Below are 23,149 nucleotides of genomic sequence, written 5' to 3'. Positions count from 1 at the left end.
GTTCACGCATGACTCTCGAGATCAACCGCATCCAGCCCTTCCCCGACGAGCGCACCGCGATCGTCACCGGTGCCGGCGCCGAGCGCGGCATCGGCCGTCGCGTCGCCCGCAAGCTCGCTTCCGAGGGGTGGAGCGTCGTCGCGGCCGATATCGACGGCGCCGCCACGGAGGCCTTCGCCGCCGAGCTGACCGCCGAGCTCCCCGCGGAGAGTGGGCAGAAGGTCATCGGCGTCGGCGTCGACATCTCCGACCAGGCCGCTGTGGACGCCGCCTTCGCGCGCATCGACGCCGAGATGCCGCCGATCGCCGCGCTGGTGAACCTCGCCGGCATCCCCAGCCCCCACTCGATCTTCGAGATCACGTCGGAGGTCTGGGACAAGGTCATGAACGTCAACGGCAAGGGCACCCTGCTGATGATCCAGGCCGCGGCGACGCGCATGATCGACGGCGGCTTCGGCGGTCGCATCGTGAACACCGCCTCCATCACCGCCCTCGATGGCGGTGGCACCTTCTCCAAGACGGGCTACGCCGCCGCGAAGGCCGCCGTGCAGGGCCTCACCCGTGGCGCCGCCCGCGAGCTGGGCCAGTACGGCATCACCGCCAACGTGATCCTGCCCGGCCCGATCGACACCGACATCATGGGTGGCACGCTCACCGACGACCGCAAGGCCGGCATGAGCGCCAACATCCCCCTGCAGCGCGTGGGCCAGCCCGAGGAGGTCGCCGGCCTGATCAACTTCCTGGTCAGCGAGGACTCCAGCTTCGTGAGCGGCACGTCGATCAACGTCGACGGCGGCAAGCACATGCACTGAGAGACCCCTCGGCCCCGGGGCGACCACCCCGGGGCCGCACCTCGTGCACCGTCGCACAGCAGGACAGCAGGACAGCAGGACAGCAGGACCAGCCATACCGACTCGAAGGAGAGACCCCTTGGCCGACTCGACACTTTCCGGTGCCCTCGAATTCGCGAAGATGCTCGCCGCGGGCGGCTTCCGCCTGGACCCGATGGAATCCGCCCCCTCCATCGAGGACATCCGGCAGCTCGCGAAGAAGCGCCTTCCCACCATGGCCTTCGATATCGTCGACGGGGCCTCGAACCACGAGATCACCCTGGATGCGAACACCCGCGACCTGCGCGAGGTGCGGTTCCGTCCGCGCTGGCTGACGGACATCTCCACGATCGACATCAGCACCTCCGTCGACGGCATGGACCTCCAGCGCCCCTATGTGCTCGGGCCGCTGGGCCTGCAGCGCATGATCGGCGGCGAGGGCGAGCTGGGCGCGGTGCGCGCGGCCGGCAAGGCGAACATCCCCTTCACGATCTCCACCGCCTCGAACTGGGCGATGGAGGAGCTCGCGGACGAGGCCACCGGCCCGCTCTGGTACCAGCTGTACATGTACAAGAGCCCCAAGATCGTCTCGAACCTGATCTCCCGGGCGAAGGCCATCGGCGCCGAGGCGCTCGTGGTGACGGTGGATGTTCCCCTGAACGGCAAGCGGTACCGCGACCACCGCAACGGTATGTCGATCCCCCCGAAGATCACTCCGCGCAACGCGGTGCAGGCGGTGCGCCACCTCAACTGGACCCGCGCGATCATGAAGCCTCCGACGATCGGCTTCCGCAACCTTGCCGGCGAGATTCAGGGCGACAACGCCGTCTCCCACCAGGAGTTCGTCAAGCGCTACCTCACGAACCTCACCCTGACCTGGGCAGACATCGAGGATGTACGGCGTCAGTGGGACGGCCCGGTGTACATCAAGGGCATCCTCACCCCCGAGGATGCGCAGCGGGCCCGGAACGTCGGCGCCCAGGGCATCTACGTCTCCAACCATGGCGGCCGCCAGCTCGACTCGACGCCCAGCACCATCAGCGTGCTGCCCTCGATCGTCGACGCCGTGGGCGAGGACATGACCGTCGTGTTCGACTCCGGTGTGCGCACGGGCGACGACATCGCCAAGGCCCTCGCGGTGGGTGCGGACCTGGTCTCCATCGGCCGTGCCTGGGGCTACGGCAACGCCGCGGGCGGTGAGAAGGGCGTGCTGCGCGTGCTCGACATCCTCGACGAGGAGCTCGAGCTGGCCATGGGTCAGCTCGGCGCCACCAGCATCGACGCGCTGGACCGCGGCTTCGTGGACTACCCCGAGGCCTGGCACGGCACGGGCCTGCACCGCGAGCCGGAATCCGGCACGACGGCCGACGGGCCGAGCGCATGAGCCGCCCCTGGAAGCTCGCCGTCACTGCGGACTACTCCGAAGCGGACGGCTCCACCATCTACGGCGACATCGGCCTGGGCACGCTCGCCGAGCAGGGGATCGAATGGTCCCGGGTCGAGGTCCCGATCAGCCCCGGGGCGCTCGAGGGCTTCGATGCTGTGCTGCTGCTCAGCGGCACGCCCTTCGGCGCCGCGCAGCTCGAGGGCGTCACCACGCTCACGCACGTGGCCCGTTTCGGTGCCGGCTTCGACTCCGTGGACCTCGAGGCCTGCGATGCCGCCGGGATCACCGTCACCAACGCTCCCACCGGGCTGCGGGTGCCGATGGCCCACACCGCGCTGACCTTCCTGTTCGCCCTCGCCCACAACCTGCTGCCCAAGGACCGCCTGGTCCGCGAGGCCGACTGGGACCGCAAGGCGGAGTACAGAGGCCCGGGCCTGGCCACCGCGACCATCGGCATGATCGGTCTGGGCGGCATCGGGCAGGAGACGGTGCGCCAGCTGCGCGCCCTGAACCTCGAGGTCATCGCCTGGAACCGGTCGGCCCGTCCCGAGTTCTGCGCCGAGGTCGGCGCGACCCAGCTCGAGCTCGATGAGGTGATCGCCCGCAGCGACTACCTGATCGTCACGGTCGCCGCGAACTCCCAGACCCGTCACCTGATCGGTGCCCCGGAGCTGGCCCGGATGAAGGACTCCGCATTCCTCATCAACATCGCCCGCGGCGCCGTGGTCGATGAGCCGGCCCTGATCACCGCCCTGCAGGACGGCACGATCGCCGGGGCCGGGCTCGACGTCTTCGAGGTCGAGCCGCTCCCGGCCAGCAGCCCCCTGCTCGCGCTGGAGAACGTGGTGCTCGCCCCGCACGCGCTGTGCTGGACGAAGGACTTCGCCGACAACACCGGCGCCGAGGTGCTCGGGGAGGTCACCGCCGTCGCCAGCGGCCGGGCTCCGCGCAACATCGTGAACACCCCGCAGGCGTCGGCCGACGGGCCGAGCGGGGCCGACGGCACGCCCTCGTCGCGCGGGGCCGACGGGGCACCGGCGTCGGCCGACGGAACGCGCCGATGACCGAGCGCTCCGCGGCCGACGAGGCCCGCATCGTCGACCTGACCACCGTCGTCACCGGCGCCGCCTCGGCGCGCGGCATCGGACGTGGCGTGGCGCTGACCCTCGCCCGGCAGGGTCGCCCGCTCGCTCTGCTCGACCTCGACGAGGCCGGGCTCCGCAGCGTCGCCGAGGAGGCCCGCGCGGCGGGTTCGCCTCATGTCGTCACCGCACGTGTGGACATCGCCGACCAGGCCTCGGTCGACGCTGCGATCACGGCCGTCGAGCAGGAGGCGGCGGCTCCCGCGATCGGCTCGCTCGTGTGCAGCGCCGGCATCGCGAACCCCACTCCGTTCCTGGAGATGACCAGCGAGAACTTCCTGCGCACCCTCTCGATCAACACCCTGGGCACCTTCCATCTCGCCCAGCGCGTGCTGCCCGGGATGCTCGAGCAGGGTCTGGGCCGGATCGTCGCGATGAGCTCCACCGCCGCGCAGGACGGCGGCGGGAACTTCTCCACCTCCGCCTACGCGGCCTCCAAGGCCGGCGTCGAGGGCCTGATCCGTGGCCTCGCAAAGGAGGTCGCCGGCACCGGCGTCACCACCGCCGCGATCGCTCCGGCCAACATCGACACCGACATCATGGGCGGCCCGCTCGAGGGAGAGCGACGCGAGCAGTTCGTCGCCCGCACCCCCGTGGGCCGGCTCGGCACCACCGAGGAGCTCGGCGAGCTGGTCGCCTTCCTCGTGGGCCCGCACGGCGGCTTCACCACCGGCGCGACCTACAACCTCAACGGCGGCCTGCGCGTCGGCTGACTGTCGTTCGCGGGCGGCCATCCGCGGGCGGCCGTTCGCGGGCGGCCGTTCGCGGGCGGCCGTTCGCGGGCGGCCGTTCGCGGGCGGCACGGCCCTGCCCGCATCTCTCCAGACGACGGTTCCCTGGCGCGTGATTCTGGGCCGCCCGGCGATCGACCCTGCACCACCTGTCGTTGAGGCCGCCCTCAACGACACGTGGTGCAGGCTCGACAGCTGGTGCGGCGAAGTGCGAGGTGCGAGGTGCGAGGTGCGAGGTGGGATGCGCGGGTGTGGGGACTGATTCCCAGGCCACGCGGAGACTGGCTCTCCGGGGCATGCTCAGGCGTACTGAGGCGAGCTGAGGCGAGCTCAGCGAACGTACGCGCGCTCAGGTGCCTTCAGGAGCGCGCAGGCTGGTCGTCGGCCCGGCGCCTCGTGGTGAGGAGCAGCCCCAGCGCGGCGGCGCCCATCAGCACGCCCATCGAGGAGAGGGCGAGGCGGTAGTCGTCGAGGCTCGCGGCGCCGTCGGGCGCGAGCAGGTCCAGCAGCACGCCGACCAGGAGCACGGAGAGCAGGGAGAACGAGTAGCCGCCGATGTTCACCATGCCCGTGGCGGTGCCGATCGCCCGGCGGGGAACGCCCGTGCGGGCGAGGTCGAAGCCGACGGAGCAGGTCGCGGAGCCGACGGCCAGGGCGATGATCAGCGGCATCAGCTGCCAGGCGGTGAGCGGGCCCGGGGCCAGGAGGGTGCCCACCCACACGATGGAGAGGATGGCGCCGGCGATCCAGCCCAATCGGGCGCGGTGGCGGGGGAAGCGGCCGGTGAGCACGCCGATCAGCGGGCCGATCGCCACCATGATCACGACGTTCACGGTGAGGAGCGCGCCGACCTCCGCCGGGCTCAGGCCGTGGCCGTTGGTCAGGTACGGCACGCCCCACAGGAACAGGAACGCGTTGACCGAGGCCAGCGTCAGCGCATGCAGGAAGAAACCTGACCATGCCGCGCGCGAGGTGAACACGTCGCGCAGCAACTGGGCGGGCCTGATCGGTGCCGGAGGAGCGGCGTCCGGCTCGCCCGGCGGCTCGTCGCGCACCACGGCGATCACGAGCAGCACGCTCAGCAGTAGCAGGAAGGCCAGCGAGGACCACGCGGCGGTCCACCCCGCGCTCACCAGCAGCGCGAGGAAGGGGACCGCGGCGACGGCCTGGCCGAACTGGCCGATCATGGTCGCGAGCTGCGTGAACAGAGGCACCTGCCCGGTCGGGAACCAGGTGGCGATGAGCCGCACCATGCTGATCAGGGTGGCGGCGTCGCCGACCCCCGTGAGCAGCCGGGCGATGAGAGCCGTGGGGACGTCGGTCGCGAGGGCGAGCAGCACCTGCCCGGCGGCCATGGTCACCGCGCCGAGGACCATCATCCGTCGGGGTCCGATCCGGTCCAGCAGCAGGCCCGCCGGGATCTGGGCGGCTGCGTAGGTGCCCAGCTGGACCACGCCGAACAGGCTCAGCACCGCCCCGTCGACCCCGAAGCGCGCCGAGGCCTCCACGCTGGCCACCCCGAAGGAGGCCCGGCCGGAGACCGCGCAGAGGTAGGCGAACACCCCCACGGCCCAGATGAGGTGGGCGCGGGTGAGGCGAGGGGCGTCGTGCACAGGAACTCCTTGTCGCGTCGTTACGAGAAGGGGAGTGCCTCGTGGGCGTCCGGGAGGTCGTGCGGTGGTCCGGACGCGCCGGGTTCCGGTACCGGCGACGAGGCGGCCTCGAGGGCTCGGCAGATGAGCGCTGGAGATGGGCCTATAGGATCTATGGTTTCTGTCGCGCCGTCAAGGACGACGCAGGCCGCCCGCAGTCGGCTCCGATGTCTGCGCCGCGCCCGCGTCGCGGCCGGGCTCCGAGCGGGGCCCCGTCGGCCGGACGCCAGGAGGCGCCGGCGTGTCGAGGATCGCCTGGTAGACCACGTCGACGCTCGGCGAGGAGACGATCCGGCGGTCCCGGGTGGCCGCCACGTCTCGACCCTCGGCGAGGGAGCCCACCGGGGCCACGACCATGTCGCAGGTGTCGGAGACGCTCGCGGCCAGGGCGTTCAGCACGCCGACGCCGAGCCCCGCGCGGGCCAGGTTCACCACCGACTGCGGCTGCTCGGACTGCCAGGCCAGCGGGATCTCCAGGCCCCATGCCTGCAGCGCGCTGCCCGTATCGGGATCCGCCGCGGCACCGGGCTGGGCCACCGCGATGAGGGGATGGGCCAGCAGGGTCTGCGGGTCCAGCCCCTCACGGGGGAGAGGACCGGGCGGGAGGATCGGATGCCCGGGAGGCACGATCGCCACGAAGCGCTCGGTCCACAGGTGCACGCTCTGGAGGTCGTCCGACGGGGGATCCGCGGCGAGGGAATGGATCGCGATGTGAAAGCGCCCGGCGCCGATCCCGGAGACCAGATCCGGGGTGGTGTGCTCGGTGAGCTCGATCCGCAGCAGGGGATGCTCGGCGTGCACGGCGGCCAGGACCGCGGGCAGGAAACCAGCGCTCACGCTGGGGTGACAGCCGATGACGACTCGCCCGCGCAGGGTGCCGGTGTGCTGCTCGACGGCCTCGGCGCCGCGTTCGAGGGCCTCGAGCACGGCCCGGGCATGGGGAAGGAAGGCGACACCCAGCTCCGTCGGCCCGATGGGGCGGTGGCTGCGATCCACGAGGGTGCCGCCGAGCGCGCGCTCGAGGGAGGCGACGTGCGTGCTCACCCGGGATTGGGCGCGGTGCAGCGCGCGGGCGGCGGCCGAGAAGCTGCCGTGGTCGATCACGGCCACGAAGGTCTCCAGCCAGTCGGTCTGTTCGACGCGGGGCATGCATCCTCCAGAGTCGGGTGGGTCAGGTGGGCGCGATCTCGTGGTCACGATCCGATGTCGACGGATATCGCCGGTGACAGCGTCGGTGCTGGTCATGGACCTTCTGTGACACACCTTACCAATATCGTATATAGGATTTTCGGATCGCGGATCGCCGCCAGGGGAGTCATGGGCCCTGGCGTTGGTAGTTTTCGAGACACCTCGATGAGGAGGATCCGCCGACTGACCCCAGCACACCGCTGTGCAGGTGGCTCACCCTCGCCGACGTGTTCCGCATCCTCGCGATGAGCCTCGCATCCCCCGACCCGCACGATGAAGTGGAGTCCGCCATGACGCGCACCGTTCCGACCCCCAGCACCCCCACCCGATCCGTTCCGCAGCACCCCGCTCGTCGGCCCGCCCGCCGTCTGCTCTCCGGCATCGCCGGGGCCGCGGCGCTCGCCCTCGTGGCCGCCGGCTGCTCCGGTGGGGCCGAGGAGGGCGCCGCCGACGACAATGCCGTCCAGGGCTGCAACGACATCAACGCCGAGTACCCCAGCGGACCCGTCGAGCTGATCGTCCCCTGGGCTGCCGGCGGTGGCACCGACGGCGTCGGCCGCCTCATCGGCGAGCAGCTCTCCACCCAGATGGACACCAACATCAACGTCGTCAACCGCACCGGCGGATCCGGCGTCGTGGGCCACCAGGCGATGGTCGACGCCGCCCCCGACGGTCAGACGATCGGCCTGGTCACGGTGGAGATCGGCATGATGCACCACCAGGGCCTGACCGACATCAGCGGGGAGGACCTCACCGCGATCTCGCAGATGAACGAGGACGGCGCCGGCATCACCGTCGCCGCCGACGCCGAGTGGGAGACCGCCGAGGAGCTCCTGACCTACATCGAGGAGCACCCCGGCGAGGTCACCGCCTCCGGCACCGGCCAGGGCGGCATCTGGCACCTCGCGCTCCTGGGCATGCTGCTGGACAACGACCTGCCCGTCGACGCCGTGAACTTCGTGCCCTCCGAAGGAGCCGCTCCGGCCCTCCAGGAGCTCGTGGCCGGCGGCATCGACATGACCACCAACGCGCTCGGCGAGTCCAAGACCATGCTCGACTCGGACCGCGCCAAGGCGCTCGGCGTCATGGGCACCGAGCGCGACCCGGCGTTCCCGGACGTCGAGACCCTGCAGGAGCAGACCGGATCGGACTACTCCATGACGGTGTGGCGCGGCATCGCCGGCCCCAAGGACATGGACGCCACCGTCGTGGAGGAGCTCGAGTGCCACCTCGGCCTGATCGCCGAGTCCGACTCCTTCAACGACTTCATGACCGATTCGGGCCTCGGTGTGAAGTACGCGAACGCTGAGGACTTCCAGGCCCTGATGGCAGAGGACGACGCCAAGAAGGGCGAGGTCATGAAGGAAGCAGGCCTGGCGAAATGACCGCCGGCGACACCATGAGCGCGACGGGGGCGACACGCGGCAACCTCGTGATCAGCGCCGCCTCCGTCGCGGTCGGGGCCGTCGTGATCCCCTACGGCGCCTCCATGCCGTACATCCGCGAAGGGATCCCCGGCCCCGGCCTGTTCCCGATGATGATCGGCGGCCTGCTGATCCTGTTCGGTGCGCTGCTGGCGCTCACCAGTGTGCTCGCTGCGCGCCGCGAGCGACGGCATCACGCCGAGCTCGCGGCGGTCGCCGCGGGCGCCGGTTCCCCCGAGGACGACTCCCTGTCGCTGGCGTCGGCCTCGGTCCCGGAATCCGACGGGGACGTCCCCGTCTCCGAGCTGGAGACCGTCGCGGTGCTGGACACGGACATCGGCTCCGACGGCGCGCGACGCTGGATCAACGGCGCCGTCCTCATGGGCGGGATCGTCTTCTACGTGCTGTTCGCCGAGATCCTCGGCTTCCCGCTCACCATGGCCATCCTGGTCACCGCGATCGTGTGGTCCCTGCGCGCGAAGTGGTGGCTGGCGCTGACGACGGGCGTGCTCGCGTCCCTCGGCCTGTGGTCCATGTTCGAGCTGGCCCTGATGGTCCAGCTCCCCGACGGCTTCATCCAGGGGTTCTGACATGATCGAGAATTTCGGAAGCGCCCTCGAACTGGTCGCCGATCCCACGACGATCCTGGTGATGATCCTGGCCGCTCTGTTCGGCCTGGTCATCGGGTCCCTGCCAGGCATGACGGCGACCCTGGCCGCGGCTCTGCTGGTGCCCTTCACCTTCTTCCTGGACCCGGTTCCGGCGATCGCCGCGATCATCACCATGTCCGCGATGTCGATCTTCGCCGGTGACGTGCCCAGCGCCCTGCTGCGCATACCCGGCACCCCGTCGTCGGCCGCCTACACGGAGGACGCCTTCGCGCTGACCCGCAACGGCAAGGGCGCCCTCGGCCTCGGCGTCTCGCTCGTCGCCTCGGTGTTCGGCGGCCTGTTCGGCTCCATCATGCTGATCTTCGTCTCCCCGATCCTCGGGGAGTTCGCCCTGCGCTTCACGAGCTACGAGTACTTCTGGGTGGCCGTCCTCGGCCTCACAGCAGCGGTCATCGTCTCCAAGGGTGCCCAGCTCAAGGGCGGCATCGCCCTGATGGTGGGTCTGCTGGTCTCGACCGTCGGCCTGGACGTGACGCTCGGCTTCCCGCGCTTCACCTTCGGGGACGAGCAGCTGTATCGAGGTGTCGACTTCATCGCCGCGATGATCGGCCTGTTCGGCCTCTCCGAGGTGCTCCGGGCCGTGACCGCGAAGAAGGGCGAATCGATGCCCATCCCGCGGATCGAGGGCGCCGGCATGGTGCGGCCCACCTTCCGCGCGATCTGGCGCAACAAGGGTCGCGTCGGCTCCGGCTCGATCATCGGCGGCGTCGTCGGGGCCCTGCCCGGTGCGGGGGCCGACATCGCGGCCTGGATCGCCTACGCGTTCACCCGCTCCACCAGTCGCATCCGGCCCGGGAAGAACGCGGCGGACGACCAGCGGATCGCGGCCATCTCCGGCGCCTCCAGTGCGAACAACGCGGGCATCGCCTCGGCGTACGTCCCCACGCTCGCCTTCGGCATCCCCGGCGACACCATCACTGCGATCCTCATCGGCGTGCTGCTGGTCAAGGGCATCACCCCTGGTCCGGACCTGTTCCTCTACCAGACGGACACCCTGTACTCCCTGTACATCATCTTCATCATCGCGAACCTGCTGCTCCTCCCGCTGGGCTTCCTGCTGATCAGGGCCTCGGGCTTCGTGCTGCGGATCCCGCGGTCGGTGCTGATGGGCCTGATCGTGTCGATCTCGATCTGTGGTGCCTTCGCCATCAACAACGGCTACCTCGAGGTGGGCCTGATGGTGATCTTCGGGGTGATCGGTTACCTGTTCGAGAAGGGCGGCATCCCCCTGGCGCCCGTGGTGCTCGGCATCGTGCTGGGCCCGATCGTGGAGCGCACTTTCATGCAGTCGGTCATCAAGACGAACTGGGACCTCACCGAGTTCTTCACGCGGCCGATCAGCGCGGTGCTCATCGTGCTGGTGATCCTCGCGATCGCCTCGGCACCGATGATGGGCTGGCTGGGCCGTCGTGCCGAGCGGGCCACGGTCCTCAGGGCCGCGCAGGACCAGGCCGCAGGTGCGGACGACGGTGCTGACATGAAGGCCTGATCGCGTCGTCTGCGGAGCGGCCGTACCAGGGTGCATCAGCCGCAGACCTGGACCTGCCGTCTGACGACTCGTCCGTCCAGCGACCCTTCCAGGTAGCGACAGGCGCAGGGCGGGAGTGGCCGATGCGGCTGATTCGAGTTCGAGAGTGCACCACGTGTCGTTGAGGAGCCCCTCACCGACACGTGGTGCGTTCTCGACGCTCAGCCAACCTCACGATGCGGAGATCCGCCGGGCCGGCTCCCAACAGGGCGAGGCCCTGTGCCGGCTGGTGCTGTACCTCCTGCGCGACGCTCAGGAGCGGGTGCGCAGATTCGTCATGCCGCCGTCGACGGGGAGCAGCACGCCGGTGGTGGAGCGGTTGCGCGGGGAGGCGAGGTAGCAGTGCGCCTCGGCGACCTCCTCGGGCTCCACCAGGCGACCGTGGGGTTGGCGGGCGTTGAGTGCGGCGCGCTCGGCCTCGGGATCATCGGCCTTCTCGAGCAGGCGACCGATCCACGGGGTGTTCGCGGTGCCGGGCACCACGGCGTTCACACGGATGCCCTCGGCCACCCAGTCCGCGGCCATGGCCAGGGTCATCGACTGCACGGCGCCCTTGGAGGCGGAGTAGAGCACGCGCTCGGGAAGGCCCAGCATCGAGGCGATCGAGGCGGTGTTGACCACCGCGGCGGCCTGGGACCTGCGCAGGTGGGGGAGGGCTGCGGTGGTCACGCGGGCCACGGAGACCACGTTGACGTCGAGAACGCGCGCCCACTCGGCGTCGTCGTTCGCGTCGACCAGTCCCTGGGCACCGATGCCGGCGTTGTTGATGACGATGTCGATCCCGCCGAGCTCCGCGGCCGCCCGGTCCACCGCGGTCGTCACGGCGGCGGAGTCGGTGACGTCGACCTGGATCTGCAGGGCACCCTCGGGTGCGCCCGACGGGTCGAGGTCCAGCGCCGCGGTGGCCGCGCCGCGGGCCTGCAGCGCACGGATCGTGGCCGCGCCGATGCCGGCGCCGCCGCCGGTCACGATGGCCTTCAGGCCGGCGAATTCTGGTTCGGTCACAGCGGTCATGGTGAGCTCCTCGTCGAGTGGTCGTGCCTACAGGATATGGGGATCGGGGTGGGCTGGAATGGTCCGACCTGGGCTTTCGCGGCCCACGGGTCGCAGCTGCTCGCGATACGGATCGTCGTGGTGCACCTGGGCGGTGTTCGCGCTGGTGGGAGGGGTGTCGCGCAGAGATTGTGGATATCGGATAGAGGGTTCCCGGAACGCGGATCACGAGGACGGGTCCTGCCGTCCGGAGCGCTGATAGCGTCCGAAGGGCGTGATCCGGAGCCTCGGCTCCCGATCCCCACCGGACACTAACATCCGATGTCTGCGTCCGGAATGGGTGCCCGTCGTGCACGAAGTCGTGCTCCGGGCCGCTGTCTCCGGGGTCTCCCCGGGGTCGTCGTCCTGTGTCGCGTCGGCATCGATTCCTGAGCATCGATTCCTGAGCGTCGAACCCCATCGCGGAGGAGCCCCCGTGCGAGCACTCGTCCTGACCGACTTCCATCGCCTCGACCTCGTCGAGACGGCACGCCCCGAGCCCGGCCCCGGCGAGGTGCTGCTGCGCCTGTGCACCACCGGCATCTGCGGCTCCGACTTCCATGGCTTCACCGGCGACAACGGCCGCCGTGTCCCGGGGCAGGTGATGGGCCATGAATCCTCCGGCACGATCGCCGCGCTCGGCGAGGGAGTCGATGCCGCGGCCCTGCCTCTCGGGGCGCCGGCCACCTTCAACCCGGTCGTCGTCCCTCCGGAGCAGGCCGAGGAGTACCGCGGCCGCGAGCAGCACGCTCCAGGCAAGCACGTCATCGGCGTCGCCCAGGACATCCAAGCCTCCTTCGCCGACTACGTGGTGGTGCCCTCCCGCAACGTGCTGCTGCTGGACCCGGCGATGCCCCTGGAGCTCGGCGCCCTTGTCGAACCGCTCGCCGTCGCCGTGCACGCCGTGCGCCTTGGCCGCCCCGCCCCTGAGGAGAAGGTGCTGGTCATCGGCGGTGGACCGATCGGGCAGAGCGTCGTGATCGCCCTGAAGCGAGCCGGCGTGGAGAACATCGCGCTGTCGGAGATGGATCCGCGACGCCGCGAGCTGGTCGCCTCGCTCGGTGCGCAGGTGCTGGACCCGTCGACCGGATCCACCGCGGACCTCGTCGCCGAGGCGCTGGGCGGCCCGGCCGATCTCGCGATCGACGCCGTCGGCCTCAGCGTGACCATGACCGACGCGCTCTCGGCCACCACCCTCGGCGGCCGCGTGGTCCTGGTGGGCATGGGCTCTCCCCGCCTCGAGCTGCCGGCCTTCGCGATCAGCACCGAGGAGCGCACCGTCGTGGGCTCCTTCACCTACTCGGCTCAGGACTTCGCCGACGCCACTGCCTGGATCGGCGAGCACGCCGAGGAGGTCGCCCCGCTGGTCAGCGCCGTGGTGCCGCCCGAGAAGGCCCAGGAGGCCTTCACCGCTCTCGCCGCCGGGAAGGGCCCGGCCGGGAAGATCCTGGTCCGCTTCGACGGACAGGAGACTTCCGATCGTTCAGCCCAGGATTCACCCCTGGATTCACCGCAGGAGGGGATCACCGCATGAGCGCCCATCAGCGCACCATCGCCCACGTCCGCGCCTACACCGTCTCCGGCGGCGGCGCCGACTATCACGACCAGGGCGCGGACCACTGGATCGACGACCACATCTCCACGCCCATGTCGATCTACCCCGAGTACGCCGACTCCCGCCAGTCCTTCGGACTGAACGTGCTGGGCACGCTGATGGTCGAGCTCGAGGCCGACGACGGCACGATCGGCTTCGCGGTCTCCACCGGCGGCGAGCTCGGGGCCTGGATCGTCGAGAAGCACCTCGCGCGCTTCCTCGAGGGCGCGGCGGTCACCGACATCGAGCGGATCTGGGACCAGATGTACCGCTCGACCCTGTTCTACGGGCGCCGCGGCATCGTGCTGAACACGATCAGCGCCGTCGACCTCGCCCTCTACGACCTGCTGGGACGCCTGCGCCAGGAGCCGGTGTACGCCCTGCTCGGCGGGCCGGTGCGGGACGAGCTGTCGATGTATGCCACGGGCGCGCGGCCCGATGTCGCGCAGCAGCTCGGCTTCCTCGGCGGCAAGATGCCGCTGCATCATGGTCCGGCCGACGGCGAGGAGGGGATGGAGAAGAACATCGCCCTGCTCGCGGAGATGCGGGACAAGGTCGGCGACGATTTCTGGCTCATGTACGACTGCTGGATGTCGCTCGACGTCGACTACGCGACGCGGCTCGCGCACCGGGCGCACGAGCACGGGCTGCGCTGGCTCGAGGAGGCGCTCATCCCCGACGACTACTGGGGCTACCAGCAGCTGCGCAAGAACGTCCCGAAGGGCATGCTCATCACGACCGGCGAGCACGAGGCCACCCGCTGGGGCTTCCGGCAGCTGCTCGAGATGGGCTGCGCGGACATCATCCAGCCCGACGTGGGCTGGTGCGGCGGCATCACCGAGCTGCTGAAGATCTCCGCGCTCGCCGACGCGCACGGCGCGATGGTGGTGCCCCATGGCTCCTCCGTGTACTCGTACCACTTCGTGATCACCCGCACGAACAGCCCGTTCAGCGAGTTCCTCATGATGCACCCGACCGCCGAGGAGATCGTCCCGATGTTCTCCCCGATGCTGCTCGGAGAACCGGTGCCGGAGAACGGGAAGATCCGGGTGCCGGACACCCCCGGCTTCGGCGTCGAGTTCAACCCCGAGATCCCGCGACAGCGCCCCCACACCCACTGACCCGCTGGCCCTGCGGCTGGGATCCGACCTCGTGTCGGCCCGGGCGCCGACCCGCGACCGACGACGCTCGACCCGCTCAGACATGGGATGTATCGCTCCGCGGTCGGGACCACCGGAACCATCCGGCGCCTGGCACAGTGGGTCCGAACGCCCTCCGTGCTCGTCGGCCGCGACGCTCCTGACGACTCTGACGGTCCTGAAGACATCGGCGACCTCGACCTGCACCCCACCCCTTCGAAGGAGAGACCCATGGAACTGCGACGACTCGGCCCCCTCGGCCAGGAGAAGCCCGCCCTCGTGCACGAAGGCGTGACCTACCGCCTCGACGACGTCACCGCCGACATCACCGGCGACTTCCTCGCGGCCGACGGCATCGCCCGCGTCGCCGCCGCACAGCAGGCCGGCGAGCTGCCGGTATGGGAGGACGTGGAGTCCGAGCGCGTGGGTGCCCCCATCGCCCGCCCCGAGGCCGTCATCTGTATCGGCCAGAACTACGCGGCCCACGCCGCGGAGTCCGGGGCCGACGCACCGACGACCCCGATCGTCTTCTTCAAGCATCCCAACACCGTGGTGGGCCCGCACGACGACGTCCCGATCCCGCCCGGCGCCACCAAGGTCGACTGGGAGGTCGAGCTGGGCGTGGTCATCGGGAAGCGCGCCTCCTATCTGAAGGACGAGCAGGAGGCCCTCGACGTCATCGCGGGCTACGTGACCAGCCATGACGTCTCCGAGCGCGATTACCAGATCGCGGAGTCCGGCGGCCAGTGGTCCAAGGGCAAGTGCGCCGAGAACTTCAACCCCGTCGGCCCCGCCCTGGTGCCCGCCGCCGAGGTCGAGCAGCAGGACCTGCGGCTGTGGTCGAGCGTGAACGGCGAGGCCCGCCAGGACTCCACCACCGGCGACATGGTCTTCACCGTGGCGCAGCTGGTGCACCACCTCTCGCAGTACATGGTGCTCTCGCCCGGCGACCTCATCAACACCGGCACCCCGCAGGGCGTGGCCCTCTCCGGTCGCTTCCCGTACCTGAGCGACGGTGACGTGGTCGAGATCGGCATCGAGGGTCTCGGCGACCAGCGCTCGGTGTTCGTCCAGCGCCGCTGAGCAGGCACCCGCCCATCGAGAATCGCCCCGACGGCCAGCTGGCTGTCGGGGCGATTCTCTGTGGCGTCGTGCGGTTCGGCGCTCACACTCACCACAGGGGCGGGAGCATCAGCGGGCGGAGGAGAGGCCCTCGTCGATCCGGCGCACGGCCCTGGTGTTGCGCCAGGCGAGCGCCAGAGCGGGGATCGCGAAGATCAGCAGCGCCAGGGCGAAGGCCGGGTTCCAGGCCCAGGCCACCGTGGCCAGGCCGCCGACGAGCACCGCGATCAGCAGCATCACCCGTCGGTTGCGCTCGTAGGCGGCGCGCATCTGTCCGAGCTCCGACGTGAGCGCCTCCTGCTCGGCCGAGGTGCGCACCTTCGGGCCGCGTGCGGCCTCCACGGCCGCCTTGCGCTCGGTGCGCGAGACGGTGATCAGGCGGGCCGAGTAGGCGATCGCCCCGATCAGCACGAGCGCGAACCCGATCCAGTTCTCCCGCGAGGCGAACAGCCACGAGAGCACGAGGCACGAGGCGATCGCGATCAGATAGATGGGGGTGCGCATGGTCCCGGATCCTCTCATGGCGGTCGGGGAGGTGCCCGTGGCCGGGACGCCCCCGCCGGGGATGCCCGTGGCAGGGGTGTCCCGGGCGGGGGTGCTCAGGCTGCTCATCCCAGGAAATTCTGGAAGAACTGGACCAGGGCGATGAGGCCGAAGACGAACAGCGCGACCGAGCTGACGGCCACGAGGACCTGCGCCGCCTTGTGCATCCGGAACTCCGGCGGCAGCACCTTGTGCTCGGTCCACAGCTGGGCGAAGCCCCAGACGCCGAGGGACAGCACGCCGCCGAGGATGCCGGCGAAGGAGATCACCGCGGTGTAGCTGATGCCGCTGAACAGCAGCACCGTCGCGCCGAGGAAGGTGTACGCGGCCACGCCGATGCGCACCTTCTGCCAGTTCTTCGGGTCCCGCAGGGACTTGAAGCTCGGGGCGAAGCTCTCGCGGAAGGTGTACGGGTAGATCGTCGAGAACAGGGCCTGCAGCGACCCGAAGAACGCGGCCCAGATCGCGATCTGGTAGAGGTACACCAGGACCGGCGAGATCATCGAGAAGAAGGAGGCCTGATCGGTGAGGATGTCGTCGTCACCGGGCACGGTCTCTGCGGCGCCGGTGCCCAGCACCACGTCGCCGAGGATGATGAAGGTGAGCGCCAGGATCGTCACCGAGACGAAGGAGGCGAGCACGTCGAGCTTCACGGCGCGCAGCCAGGCCCGGCCGTTCGCGACGTTCTCCGCGTCCGTCGACAGGGGGATGCGGGCCTGGTCGGTGTCCAGGCGGCGCAGCTTCTCCTCGAGCTCGGCGTGGTTGGGGACGCCCAGCAGGCCCCAGCGCTTCTCGCGCAGCGAGCCGACGTAGCCGATGTAGTCGTAGGTGCCGCCGCCGAGGGCGCCGAGGTAGGCGATGATCTCCAGCGGGATCGGGCGCGAGGCGACGTCGGGGAAGCCGTCGCGCACCCAGGCGGGATATTCGCTGGGCACGCTCGGGATCAGGCCCTTGAACGCGTCGGCCCACGGCGGGTTGGAGACGATGACGGCCACGAACGCGAAGACGATCATCAGGCCGACGACGACGGTCTGGAAGTTCTCGACGATCTTGAAGCTGCGCAGGAACACCGTGGCGAAGCCGACGATGCCCCAGAACATGCCCCAGACCATGGGGTCGATGTCGGTGTGGAAGGTCCAGTTCGACCACTGGCCGAGGCCCTTGAAGTAGGCCACCGCCCAGGAGGGGAAGCAGACCACGGCGAGCACGCCGAGCAGCAGCGCCAGCCAGTTCTTCGGGCCGGGGATGATCTGCGCCCAGCGCTGGAAGGGGTGCTCGCCGGTGAGCACGATGTAGCGGCCGCCGGAGTAGACGATCGCGGCCTTCATGATCGCGCAGAGCACGAAGGTCCAGATGATCACCGTCCCGAACACGGCACCGCCGCGTGAGGCGGAGAAGATCTCGCCGTTGCCGATGGTCACGGAGGCGAGGATCATGCCGGGCCCGGTGAACGCGATGAGGTTCCCGAAGCTCCACTTCTTGAGCCGAGGGTCGGCGTCGGGGAACCGGAGCTCCTCGAGGCCCAGCTGCTCGGGCTGTCCTGTGGTCATGTCTTTGGTGCTCCTTGGGCGAGGCGGGGGAGGGGATGCTCGCGGAGGCGGGCGGGGATGGCGCGGAGGTCTCGAGTCCCGCGGGGCCGTCTCGAGGTCGTTCTCGGACGGAGGGCGGTGCGCCCCTCGCGGTACTCTGGGGGAGCTCACGGTGAGACCTCACTCACGTTGTCGCTGACGGTAGGTCGGTGGCGACCCTCCTGTCAACCAGTTCCTACAGGATCGTCGATTCGAGGTGAACCGACGGTCCGCGCCGCCGACAGTCAGGGCCGCAGTCCACGCGATGCGCAGGAGATTTGCCAGGTGCGGCGGATCGGTGCAGGTGCCGGGCTACTCGGTGGTCATCGGCGGGAGAGCGGTCGGTGTCGGAGCTGGATCGGGTCCGGAGCGGACCCGTGGTCACCCTGGGAGATGCACCCGTGGGTGGGGGCGTCGATCTAGCAGGAATCCAATAGGATCGCTATGCTCGGGGTATCGCGCAGCGCTCGGGCGGCCACCGCTCCCTGCGCGCAGGCATCATGGCGTCGGCCCCCCGATCGGCGCCCCTCGACGAAGGAGTCCTCCGCATGACCATCTCCACCGTGACCATCGTCGGCGCCGGCTACATGGGTGGCGGCATCGCCCAGGTCCTCGCCATGGCCGGCTTCGACGTGACCATCGCCGACGTGAGCGTCGACAACGCCAACGCCTCCCTCGAGCGCCTCCAGAAGGAAGCGCGCGACTTCGAGGAGCAGGGCCTCTACGCCCCCGGCAGCGCCGACCTCGTGGCGAAGAACATCTCCGCGGGCAAGACCATCGAAGAGGCCGTCGCCGACGTCGACTTCATCGAGGAGGCCGTCTTCGAGCGGATCGACGTCAAGCGCGACGTGCTCGGGAAGATCTCGCAGCACGCCCGCCCCGACGCGATCATCGGCACCAACACCTCGACGATCCCGGTCAGCGAGCTCGAGAGCGCTGTGACGAACCCCGAGCGGTTCCTCACCGTCCACTTCTCCAATCCGGCTCCCTTCATCCCGGGCGTCGAGCTGGTCGCCGGCAAGGACACCACCCCCGAGGCGGTCGCCGCCGTCAAGGAGCTGCTGGAGAAGTCCGGCAACCAGGGCGCCCAGGTCGCCGACACCCCCGGCATGGTGCTCAACCGCCTCCAGTACGCGCTGCTGAAGGAGGCCACCGCGGTGGTCGAGGAGGGCGTGGCGACCGCCGAGGACGTCGACACCATCGTGCGCACCACCTTCGGCTTCCGCCTGGGCTTCTTCGGCCCGTTCGCGATCGCCGACCAGGCCGGGCTCGACATCTACGCGAACTGCTTCGTGACCTTCGAGAACGCCTTCGGCGACCGCCTCGCGACCCCGCAGATCCTCACCGACTCCGTCGCGGCGGATCGCAAGGGCGTCAAGAACGGCAAGGGCCTGCTCGGCGACTACGACGAGAGCACCTCCGCGGAGCTGATCGCCTACCGCAACAAGGCCTACGCGAAGATGTCGCAGCTCCTCGCCGAGCTCGGCCCGGCCCCGAAGGCCACGCCGACGGCGGAGTGACCCTCGGGGAGATCCCCGTCGGCCGGGACCTGCCCGCCGACGGAGCGTTCCCCCTCTCGATCTCCTCTTCACCCTCCTTCTCATCCGACGGGCACCGCCCGTCGGCCGGGCACTGTTGCCCGGGACCTGAGCCGAACGCTCGGGGCCCGGCACCGACCGGGCCCCGGGCGTTCCGACGTCGGGGCTCCTGCTCGGAGTGATTCCTCAACGTCTGGAGACCCACCCGTGGAAGAACTCGTCCTCGCGGATCGGCCGGTCTGGCTGCTCCTGACGATCGCCGTCGTCGCGATCGTCATCCTGCTCGTCCTCATCATCAAAGCCCGCCTGCACGCCTTCTTCTCGCTGCTGATCGTCGCGGTCGCCACCGGCCTCGCCGCCGGCATCGGCGTTGGCGACGTGATCGGCGTGGTGATCGGCGGTTTCAGCACCACCGTCGGAACGGTCGCCCTGCTCGTCGGCTTCGGCGCCGTGCTGGGCAGGCTGATCGAGACCACCGGCGGCGCCCAGGTGCTCGCTGACAAGATGCTCGACACCTTCGGGGAGCAGCGCGCGCCGCTCGCCCTCGCCGTCGCCTCGCTGTTCTACGGGTTCCCGATCTTCCTGGACGCCGGCTTCATCGTGATGCTCCCCGTCATCTACACGGTAGCCCGCCGTCTCGGCGGCTCGTTCATGCTCTACGTGCTGCCCTCGATCGCGTCGTTCATGATGATGCACGCGCTGCTGCCCCCGCACCCCGGCCCCACGGCCGCGGCGACCGTGATGGGTGCCGACATCGGCCTCGTGGTGCTGGTGGGTCTGCTCATCGGCCTGCCCACCTGGTACTTCGGCGGCTACCTGGTGGCCCGGGCGATCTCCAAGCGCTTCCCGGACACGCCCGTTCCGGCCCTGCTCGGCGAGCCCCGCGAGGTCCCGGCCGAGGAGCGCCCCGCCTTCGGCGCCATCGTGATCGTGCTCCTGCTGCCGCTGGTCCTGATCTTCTTCAACACGGCCTTCTCCACCCTCGAGGCGCAGGGGACCGTGAGCGCCGACAACCTCGCCTTCGAGGTCTCGCGCCTCATCGGCGCCACCCCGGTCGCACTCGCGCTCTCGGCGCTGCTGGCGATGCTGCTGCTCTACGTCATCCCGCGTCGTCGTCGGGGCCAGCCGGTGGGCGGACTGCTCGAAGAGCTCGTGGACGACGCTCTCGCGCCGGTCTGCTCGATCATCCTGATCACCGGTGCGGGCGGCGCGTTCGGCGCCATCCTCACCGAGACCGGCATCGGCACCGAGGTCGCCGACGGGCTCGACGCCCTGGGCCTGCCGCTCATCGTCGCCGCGTACCTGGTCACCATGGCCATGCGCATCGCCCAGGGCTCGGCCACCGTGGCGGCGACGACCGGCGCCTCGATCATGGCCCCGGCGATCATGGCCGGCGATTTCAACTCCATCGCCGTGGCCGCCATGGTCATCACCATCGGCGCCGCCTCGATCGGGTGGTCGCACGTGAACGACTCCGGCTTCTGGCTGATCGGCAAGTTCTGCGGCTTCGACACCGTGACCACCTTCAAGACCTGGTCCGTCGTGGGCACCACCATCTCCCTGGTCGGCTTCGCCCTGTCCGCGGTGGTGTTCGTCATCGCCGCCTGACCCGCGGGCGGCGGCCGCGCCGGCCGCCGCCCGCCTGCCCTGCTCTCCCGCACCGACCGCCCCGGAAAGGACCCCCATCATGGCCGGTTCCCGTCGCCTGCTCGTCCTCGATGACGACCCCACCGGCTCGCAGTGCGTCGCCGGGATCGATGTCGCCTTCGACCTCGACCCCGCGATCCCCGCCGAGGTGCTCACGGAGCCCGGATCGACGTGCTTCGTGCTCACCAACACCCGGGCGCTCGATGAGGCCGACGCCGTCTGCCTGAACCGTCGCCTGGTCGCCGGCGTGCTCGCGGATCCCGTCGCCCGGGAGGGCCTGCACGTCGTCTCCCGCTCCGATTCCACGCTGCGCGGGCACGTCATCGCCGAGCCCGTCGCCATCGCGGACGAGCTCGCCGCCCATGACGTCGCGGTCGATGCGATCCTGCTGGTCCCGGCGATGCTCGAGGCCGGCCGGTACACCGAGGGCGATGTGCACTACGCCGTCGTCGACGGAGTGCCGCGCCGCGTCGAGGACACCGACTTCGCTCGCGACGCCACCTTCGGCTACACCCGCTCCGACCTGCGGGAGTTCCTCGAGGAGCGCTCCGGAGGAGCGGTGCGTGCGGCCGACGTGCTGAGCATCGGGCTCGACGACATCCGCACCGGCGGCGTCGGCCGCGTCCACGAGATCCTTGCCGCCGCCCGCGATCGCCGCTGGGTCGTCGTCAACGCGACGGAGTACTCCGACATGGAGGTCGTCGCGGAGGCCGTCTCGCTGCTCGAGGCGGAGGGCCGCACCCTCATCACCCGCTGTGGGCCATCTTTCGTGCGCCCGTTGGCCGGGCAGAGCGGCGCGCAGGTCGTGGACCCCGCCTCCATCACGATCCCCGCGGGACGCCTGGCCCACGGACTGGTCGTCGTCGGCTCGCACGTGGGCCTGACCACCACCCAGCTGCGCGCCGTCCAGGAGCGCGGCACCCTGGTCGAGGTCGAGCTCCACGTGCCCTCCTTGCTCGATGACCGCCGCGAGCAGCACCTCGGCGAGGTCGTCGAGAGGCTGCGGGCGGCCCTGCAGGAGGACGACTGCGTGCTCTACACCAGCCGTGACCTGGTGCGCTCCGACGATCCCGCCGAGTCGCTCGCGATCGCCCGCAGCGTGTCCGACGCCGTGGTCGAGGTGGTGCGCCGCGTGCGGTCGGTGAAGCCGGCGTGGGTGGTCGCGAAGGGTGGCATCACCTCCCACGAGGTCGCCGCGAACGGGCTCGGGATCCGGCGGGCCCGGGTCGAGGGCCAGTTCTGGCCCGGCCAGGTCTCGCTGTTCTCCGCGCAGGAGGCGCCGGAGGAGGTGATGGGTGCGCCGTACGTGGTGTTCCCCGGCAACGTGGGCGGCGAGCAGGCCCTCGCCGACGTCGTGGACCGCCTCGCCGCCGCCGTCGCCGCCGTCGCGCCCGCACCGGACGCGGCACGTGCCCCGGCCACGATCGGGTGGATCGGACTGGGCGCGATGGGGGCGCCGATGGTCCGCACCGCCGGCGCCGCGGGGTTCGCCGTGCGCGCCTTCGACCTGAGTCCCGACGCCCGTGAGGCGGTGGCTGACGCTGCAACCCCGGTGAACAGCGCGCTCGAGGCCGCGACCGCTGCGGACGTCGTCGTGGTCATGGTCGCGACCCCCGCCCAGCTCGAGTCGGTCCTGCTCGGGGAGGGCACCAGCGGCACCAGCGGCTCCAGCAAATCCCTCGGCACCAGCACTGCTCCCGGTGCCAGTGGCGGCATCGTCTCCGCGCTCACCGCTGACACCACGCTGCTGATCATGTCCACCGTCGGCCCCGCCGCGATCGAGGCGACCGTCACCGCGCTCGAGGGCATCACGACGCATGTGGTCGACGCGCCCGTCTCCGGGGGTGTGGCCCGCGCCGGGACCGGTGACCTGCTGATCATGGTCGGCGGCGCGGAGCCCCATGTGGCCACCGTGCGCCCGCTGCTGGACGCACTCGCCGCGAACGCCCCCGTCGTCGGCCCGCGCCCCGGGGACGGCCAGCGCTTCAAGGTCGTCAACCAGCTGCTGTGCGGCGTGCACATCGCTGCCGCCGGCGAGGCCCTCGCACTCGCCGACTCCATGGGGCTGGACCTGAAGCAGGTCCACGAGGTGCTGAACACCGGCGCCGCCGCATCGTTCATGTTCGGCGACCGGGGCGGGCGGATGGTCGAGGGCGCGCGCGACGACGCGGCGTTCGACGAGGTCCGCTCGGCGCTCAGCATCTTCGTCAAGGACATGGGCCTGGTGAGCGAGGCCGCCCGAGAGGTGGGCCAGGAGGTTCCGCTCGCGGCGTCGGCCGAAGGGATCTACCAGCGCGGCAGCGAGCTGGGCCATGACCGGAAGGACGACTCGATCGTGTTCGACGTGCTGCGCGGCGAGAAGGGCTGACCGAGTCGGGCGCAGCCGCAGCGCCCTCGCTCTCTCCCGACCTCT

The 23,149-nt window shown here is 70.4% G+C and carries 18 protein-coding genes; 13 read left to right on the top strand and 5 right to left on the bottom strand.

All coding sequences use genetic code 11. The features are described from left to right. Positions 1-8: 8 nt before the first annotated feature. The 4 genes from INT49_RS10275 (at position 9) to INT49_RS10260 (ending at position 4,072) form a co-directional block, all read left to right on the top strand. The gene (locus tag INT49_RS10275) at positions 9-812 is read left to right on the top strand and encodes an SDR family NAD(P)-dependent oxidoreductase (protein WP_193117650.1); all 804 of its coding nucleotides are present in this window, start codon (positions 9-11) and stop codon (positions 810-812) included. 118 nt (positions 813-930) lie between these two features. Next, positions 931-2,214, top strand: coding sequence for an alpha-hydroxy acid oxidase (locus INT49_RS10270; protein ID WP_193117649.1), 1,284 nt, complete (start codon positions 931-933; stop codon positions 2,212-2,214). Beyond that, on the top strand, positions 2,211-3,281 hold the full coding sequence (locus INT49_RS10265) for a 2-hydroxyacid dehydrogenase (RefSeq protein ID WP_193117648.1): 1,071 nt from the start codon (positions 2,211-2,213) through the stop codon (positions 3,279-3,281). The genes INT49_RS10270 and INT49_RS10265 overlap by 4 nt, the downstream gene beginning before the upstream one ends. Beyond that, positions 3,278-4,072, top strand: a complete 795-nt coding sequence (locus INT49_RS10260; RefSeq protein WP_193117647.1) for an SDR family NAD(P)-dependent oxidoreductase — start codon at positions 3,278-3,280, stop codon at positions 4,070-4,072. The genes INT49_RS10265 and INT49_RS10260 overlap by 4 nt, the downstream gene beginning before the upstream one ends. 377 nt (positions 4,073-4,449) lie before the next feature. Here INT49_RS10260 and INT49_RS10255 read toward each other — a convergent pair whose 3' ends face one another. Together INT49_RS10255 and INT49_RS10250 are read right to left on the bottom strand one after the other, a co-directional pair. Next, positions 4,450-5,703 carry an MFS transporter gene (locus tag INT49_RS10255; protein ID WP_193117646.1) on the bottom strand — a complete coding sequence of 418 codons (1,254 nt, stop codon included), beginning with the start codon at positions 5,701-5,703 and terminating at the stop codon, positions 4,450-4,452. 171 nt (positions 5,704-5,874) lie between these two features. Further along, complete coding sequence (locus INT49_RS10250; RefSeq protein ID WP_193117645.1) at positions 5,875-6,891, bottom strand: LysR family transcriptional regulator; 1,017 nt, start codon at positions 6,889-6,891, stop codon at positions 5,875-5,877. A gap of 329 nt (positions 6,892-7,220) precedes the next feature. Here INT49_RS10250 and INT49_RS10245 point away from each other — a divergent pair, with 329 nt between their 5' ends. The 3 genes from INT49_RS10245 to INT49_RS10235 are packed head-to-tail and all read left to right on the top strand — an operon-like array spanning position 7,221 to position 10,514. Next, positions 7,221-8,315, top strand: coding sequence for a tripartite tricarboxylate transporter substrate binding protein (locus INT49_RS10245; protein WP_193117644.1), 1,095 nt, complete (start codon positions 7,221-7,223; stop codon positions 8,313-8,315). Beyond that, positions 8,312-8,944 (top strand): tripartite tricarboxylate transporter TctB family protein, encoded by a 633-nt coding sequence (locus tag INT49_RS10240; protein WP_193117643.1) that lies wholly within the window; start codon positions 8,312-8,314, stop codon positions 8,942-8,944. The genes INT49_RS10245 and INT49_RS10240 overlap by 4 nt, the downstream gene beginning before the upstream one ends. 1 nt (position 8,945) lies before the next feature. After that, entirely contained in the window at positions 8,946-10,514 is a 1,569-nt protein-coding gene (locus INT49_RS10235; protein ID WP_193117642.1) for a tripartite tricarboxylate transporter permease, read from the top strand. 291 nt (positions 10,515-10,805) lie between these two features. Here INT49_RS10235 and INT49_RS10230 read toward each other — a convergent pair whose 3' ends face one another. After that, complete coding sequence (locus INT49_RS10230; protein WP_193117641.1) at positions 10,806-11,567, bottom strand: SDR family NAD(P)-dependent oxidoreductase; 762 nt, start codon at positions 11,565-11,567, stop codon at positions 10,806-10,808. A gap of 454 nt (positions 11,568-12,021) precedes the next feature. Between INT49_RS10230 and INT49_RS10225 the strand changes: the two genes are divergently transcribed. The 3 genes from INT49_RS10225 to INT49_RS10215 all read left to right on the top strand — a co-directional run bounded on the left by INT49_RS10225 (position 12,022) and on the right by INT49_RS10215 (position 15,401). Then, the gene (locus tag INT49_RS10225) at positions 12,022-13,119 is read left to right on the top strand and encodes a zinc-dependent alcohol dehydrogenase (protein ID WP_193117640.1); all 1,098 of its coding nucleotides are present in this window, start codon (positions 12,022-12,024) and stop codon (positions 13,117-13,119) included. After that, positions 13,116-14,300, top strand: a complete 1,185-nt coding sequence (rhmD, locus tag INT49_RS10220; protein WP_193117639.1) for an L-rhamnonate dehydratase — start codon at positions 13,116-13,118, stop codon at positions 14,298-14,300. The genes INT49_RS10225 and rhmD overlap by 4 nt, the downstream gene beginning before the upstream one ends. A 249-nt stretch (positions 14,301-14,549) precedes the next feature. After that, positions 14,550-15,401 carry a fumarylacetoacetate hydrolase family protein gene (locus INT49_RS10215; protein WP_193117638.1) on the top strand — a complete coding sequence of 284 codons (852 nt, stop codon included), beginning with the start codon at positions 14,550-14,552 and terminating at the stop codon, positions 15,399-15,401. Positions 15,402-15,509: 108 nt separating this feature from the next. Here INT49_RS10215 and INT49_RS10210 read toward each other — a convergent pair whose 3' ends face one another. Together INT49_RS10210 and INT49_RS10205 are read right to left on the bottom strand one after the other, a co-directional pair. After that, positions 15,510-16,052 carry a hypothetical protein gene (locus tag INT49_RS10210; protein WP_193117637.1) on the bottom strand — a complete coding sequence of 181 codons (543 nt, stop codon included), beginning with the start codon at positions 16,050-16,052 and terminating at the stop codon, positions 15,510-15,512. Then, entirely contained in the window at positions 16,049-17,533 is a 1,485-nt protein-coding gene (locus INT49_RS10205) for an Nramp family divalent metal transporter (protein WP_193117636.1), read from the bottom strand. The genes INT49_RS10210 and INT49_RS10205 overlap by 4 nt, the downstream gene beginning before the upstream one ends. A 566-nt stretch (positions 17,534-18,099) precedes the next feature. On the opposite strand from INT49_RS10205, the gene INT49_RS10200 reads away from it, so the two are divergent. From INT49_RS10200 to INT49_RS21090, 3 genes are all read left to right on the top strand, one after another. Next, positions 18,100-19,071 (top strand): 3-hydroxyacyl-CoA dehydrogenase family protein, encoded by a 972-nt coding sequence (locus INT49_RS10200; RefSeq protein ID WP_193117635.1) that lies wholly within the window; start codon positions 18,100-18,102, stop codon positions 19,069-19,071. A 225-nt stretch (positions 19,072-19,296) separates the two neighbouring features. Further along, entirely contained in the window at positions 19,297-20,697 is a 1,401-nt protein-coding gene (locus INT49_RS10195) for a GntP family permease (protein ID WP_193117634.1), read from the top strand. 79 nt (positions 20,698-20,776) lie between these two features. Next, positions 20,777-23,104 (top strand): four-carbon acid sugar kinase family protein, encoded by a 2,328-nt coding sequence (locus INT49_RS21090; RefSeq protein ID WP_226850227.1) that lies wholly within the window; start codon positions 20,777-20,779, stop codon positions 23,102-23,104. Positions 23,105-23,149 lie beyond the last annotated feature (45 nt).

This window comes from Brachybacterium tyrofermentans, assembly GCF_014897585.1.
GTDB lineage: Bacteria > Actinomycetota > Actinomycetes > Actinomycetales > Dermabacteraceae > Brachybacterium > Brachybacterium tyrofermentans.
Note: the sequence above shows the minus strand (reverse complement) of the source record. Positions and strands in the feature narration are given on the sequence as shown.

Bases quoted from the DNA above. Each gene is read 5' to 3' on its own strand.
- INT49_RS10275 (WP_193117650.1), top strand. From the start codon at position 9: ATGACTCTCGAGATCAACCGCATCCAGCCCTTCCCCGACGAGCGCACC.
- INT49_RS10265 (WP_193117648.1), top strand. From the start codon at position 2,211: ATGAGCCGCCCCTGGAAGCTCGCCGTCACTGCGGACTACTCCGAAGCG.
- INT49_RS10260 (WP_193117647.1), top strand. From the start codon at position 3,278: ATGACCGAGCGCTCCGCGGCCGACGAGGCCCGCATCGTCGACCTGACC.
- INT49_RS10250 (WP_193117645.1), bottom strand. From the start codon at position 6,891: ATGCCCCGCGTCGAACAGACCGACTGGCTGGAGACCTTCGTGGCCGTG.
- INT49_RS10245 (WP_193117644.1), top strand. From the start codon at position 7,221: ATGACGCGCACCGTTCCGACCCCCAGCACCCCCACCCGATCCGTTCCG.
- INT49_RS10240 (WP_193117643.1), top strand. From the start codon at position 8,312: ATGACCGCCGGCGACACCATGAGCGCGACGGGGGCGACACGCGGCAAC.
- INT49_RS10235 (WP_193117642.1), top strand. From the start codon at position 8,946: ATGATCGAGAATTTCGGAAGCGCCCTCGAACTGGTCGCCGATCCCACG.
- INT49_RS10230 (WP_193117641.1), bottom strand. From the start codon at position 11,567: ATGACCGCTGTGACCGAACCAGAATTCGCCGGCCTGAAGGCCATCGTG.
- rhmD (WP_193117639.1), top strand. From the start codon at position 13,116: ATGAGCGCCCATCAGCGCACCATCGCCCACGTCCGCGCCTACACCGTC.
- INT49_RS10215 (WP_193117638.1), top strand. From the start codon at position 14,550: ATGGAACTGCGACGACTCGGCCCCCTCGGCCAGGAGAAGCCCGCCCTC.
- INT49_RS10210 (WP_193117637.1), bottom strand. From the start codon at position 16,052: ATGAGCAGCCTGAGCACCCCCGCCCGGGACACCCCTGCCACGGGCATC.
- INT49_RS10205 (WP_193117636.1), bottom strand. From the start codon at position 17,533: ATGACCACAGGACAGCCCGAGCAGCTGGGCCTCGAGGAGCTCCGGTTC.
- INT49_RS10200 (WP_193117635.1), top strand. From the start codon at position 18,100: ATGACCATCTCCACCGTGACCATCGTCGGCGCCGGCTACATGGGTGGC.
- INT49_RS21090 (WP_226850227.1), top strand. From the start codon at position 20,777: ATGGCCGGTTCCCGTCGCCTGCTCGTCCTCGATGACGACCCCACCGGC.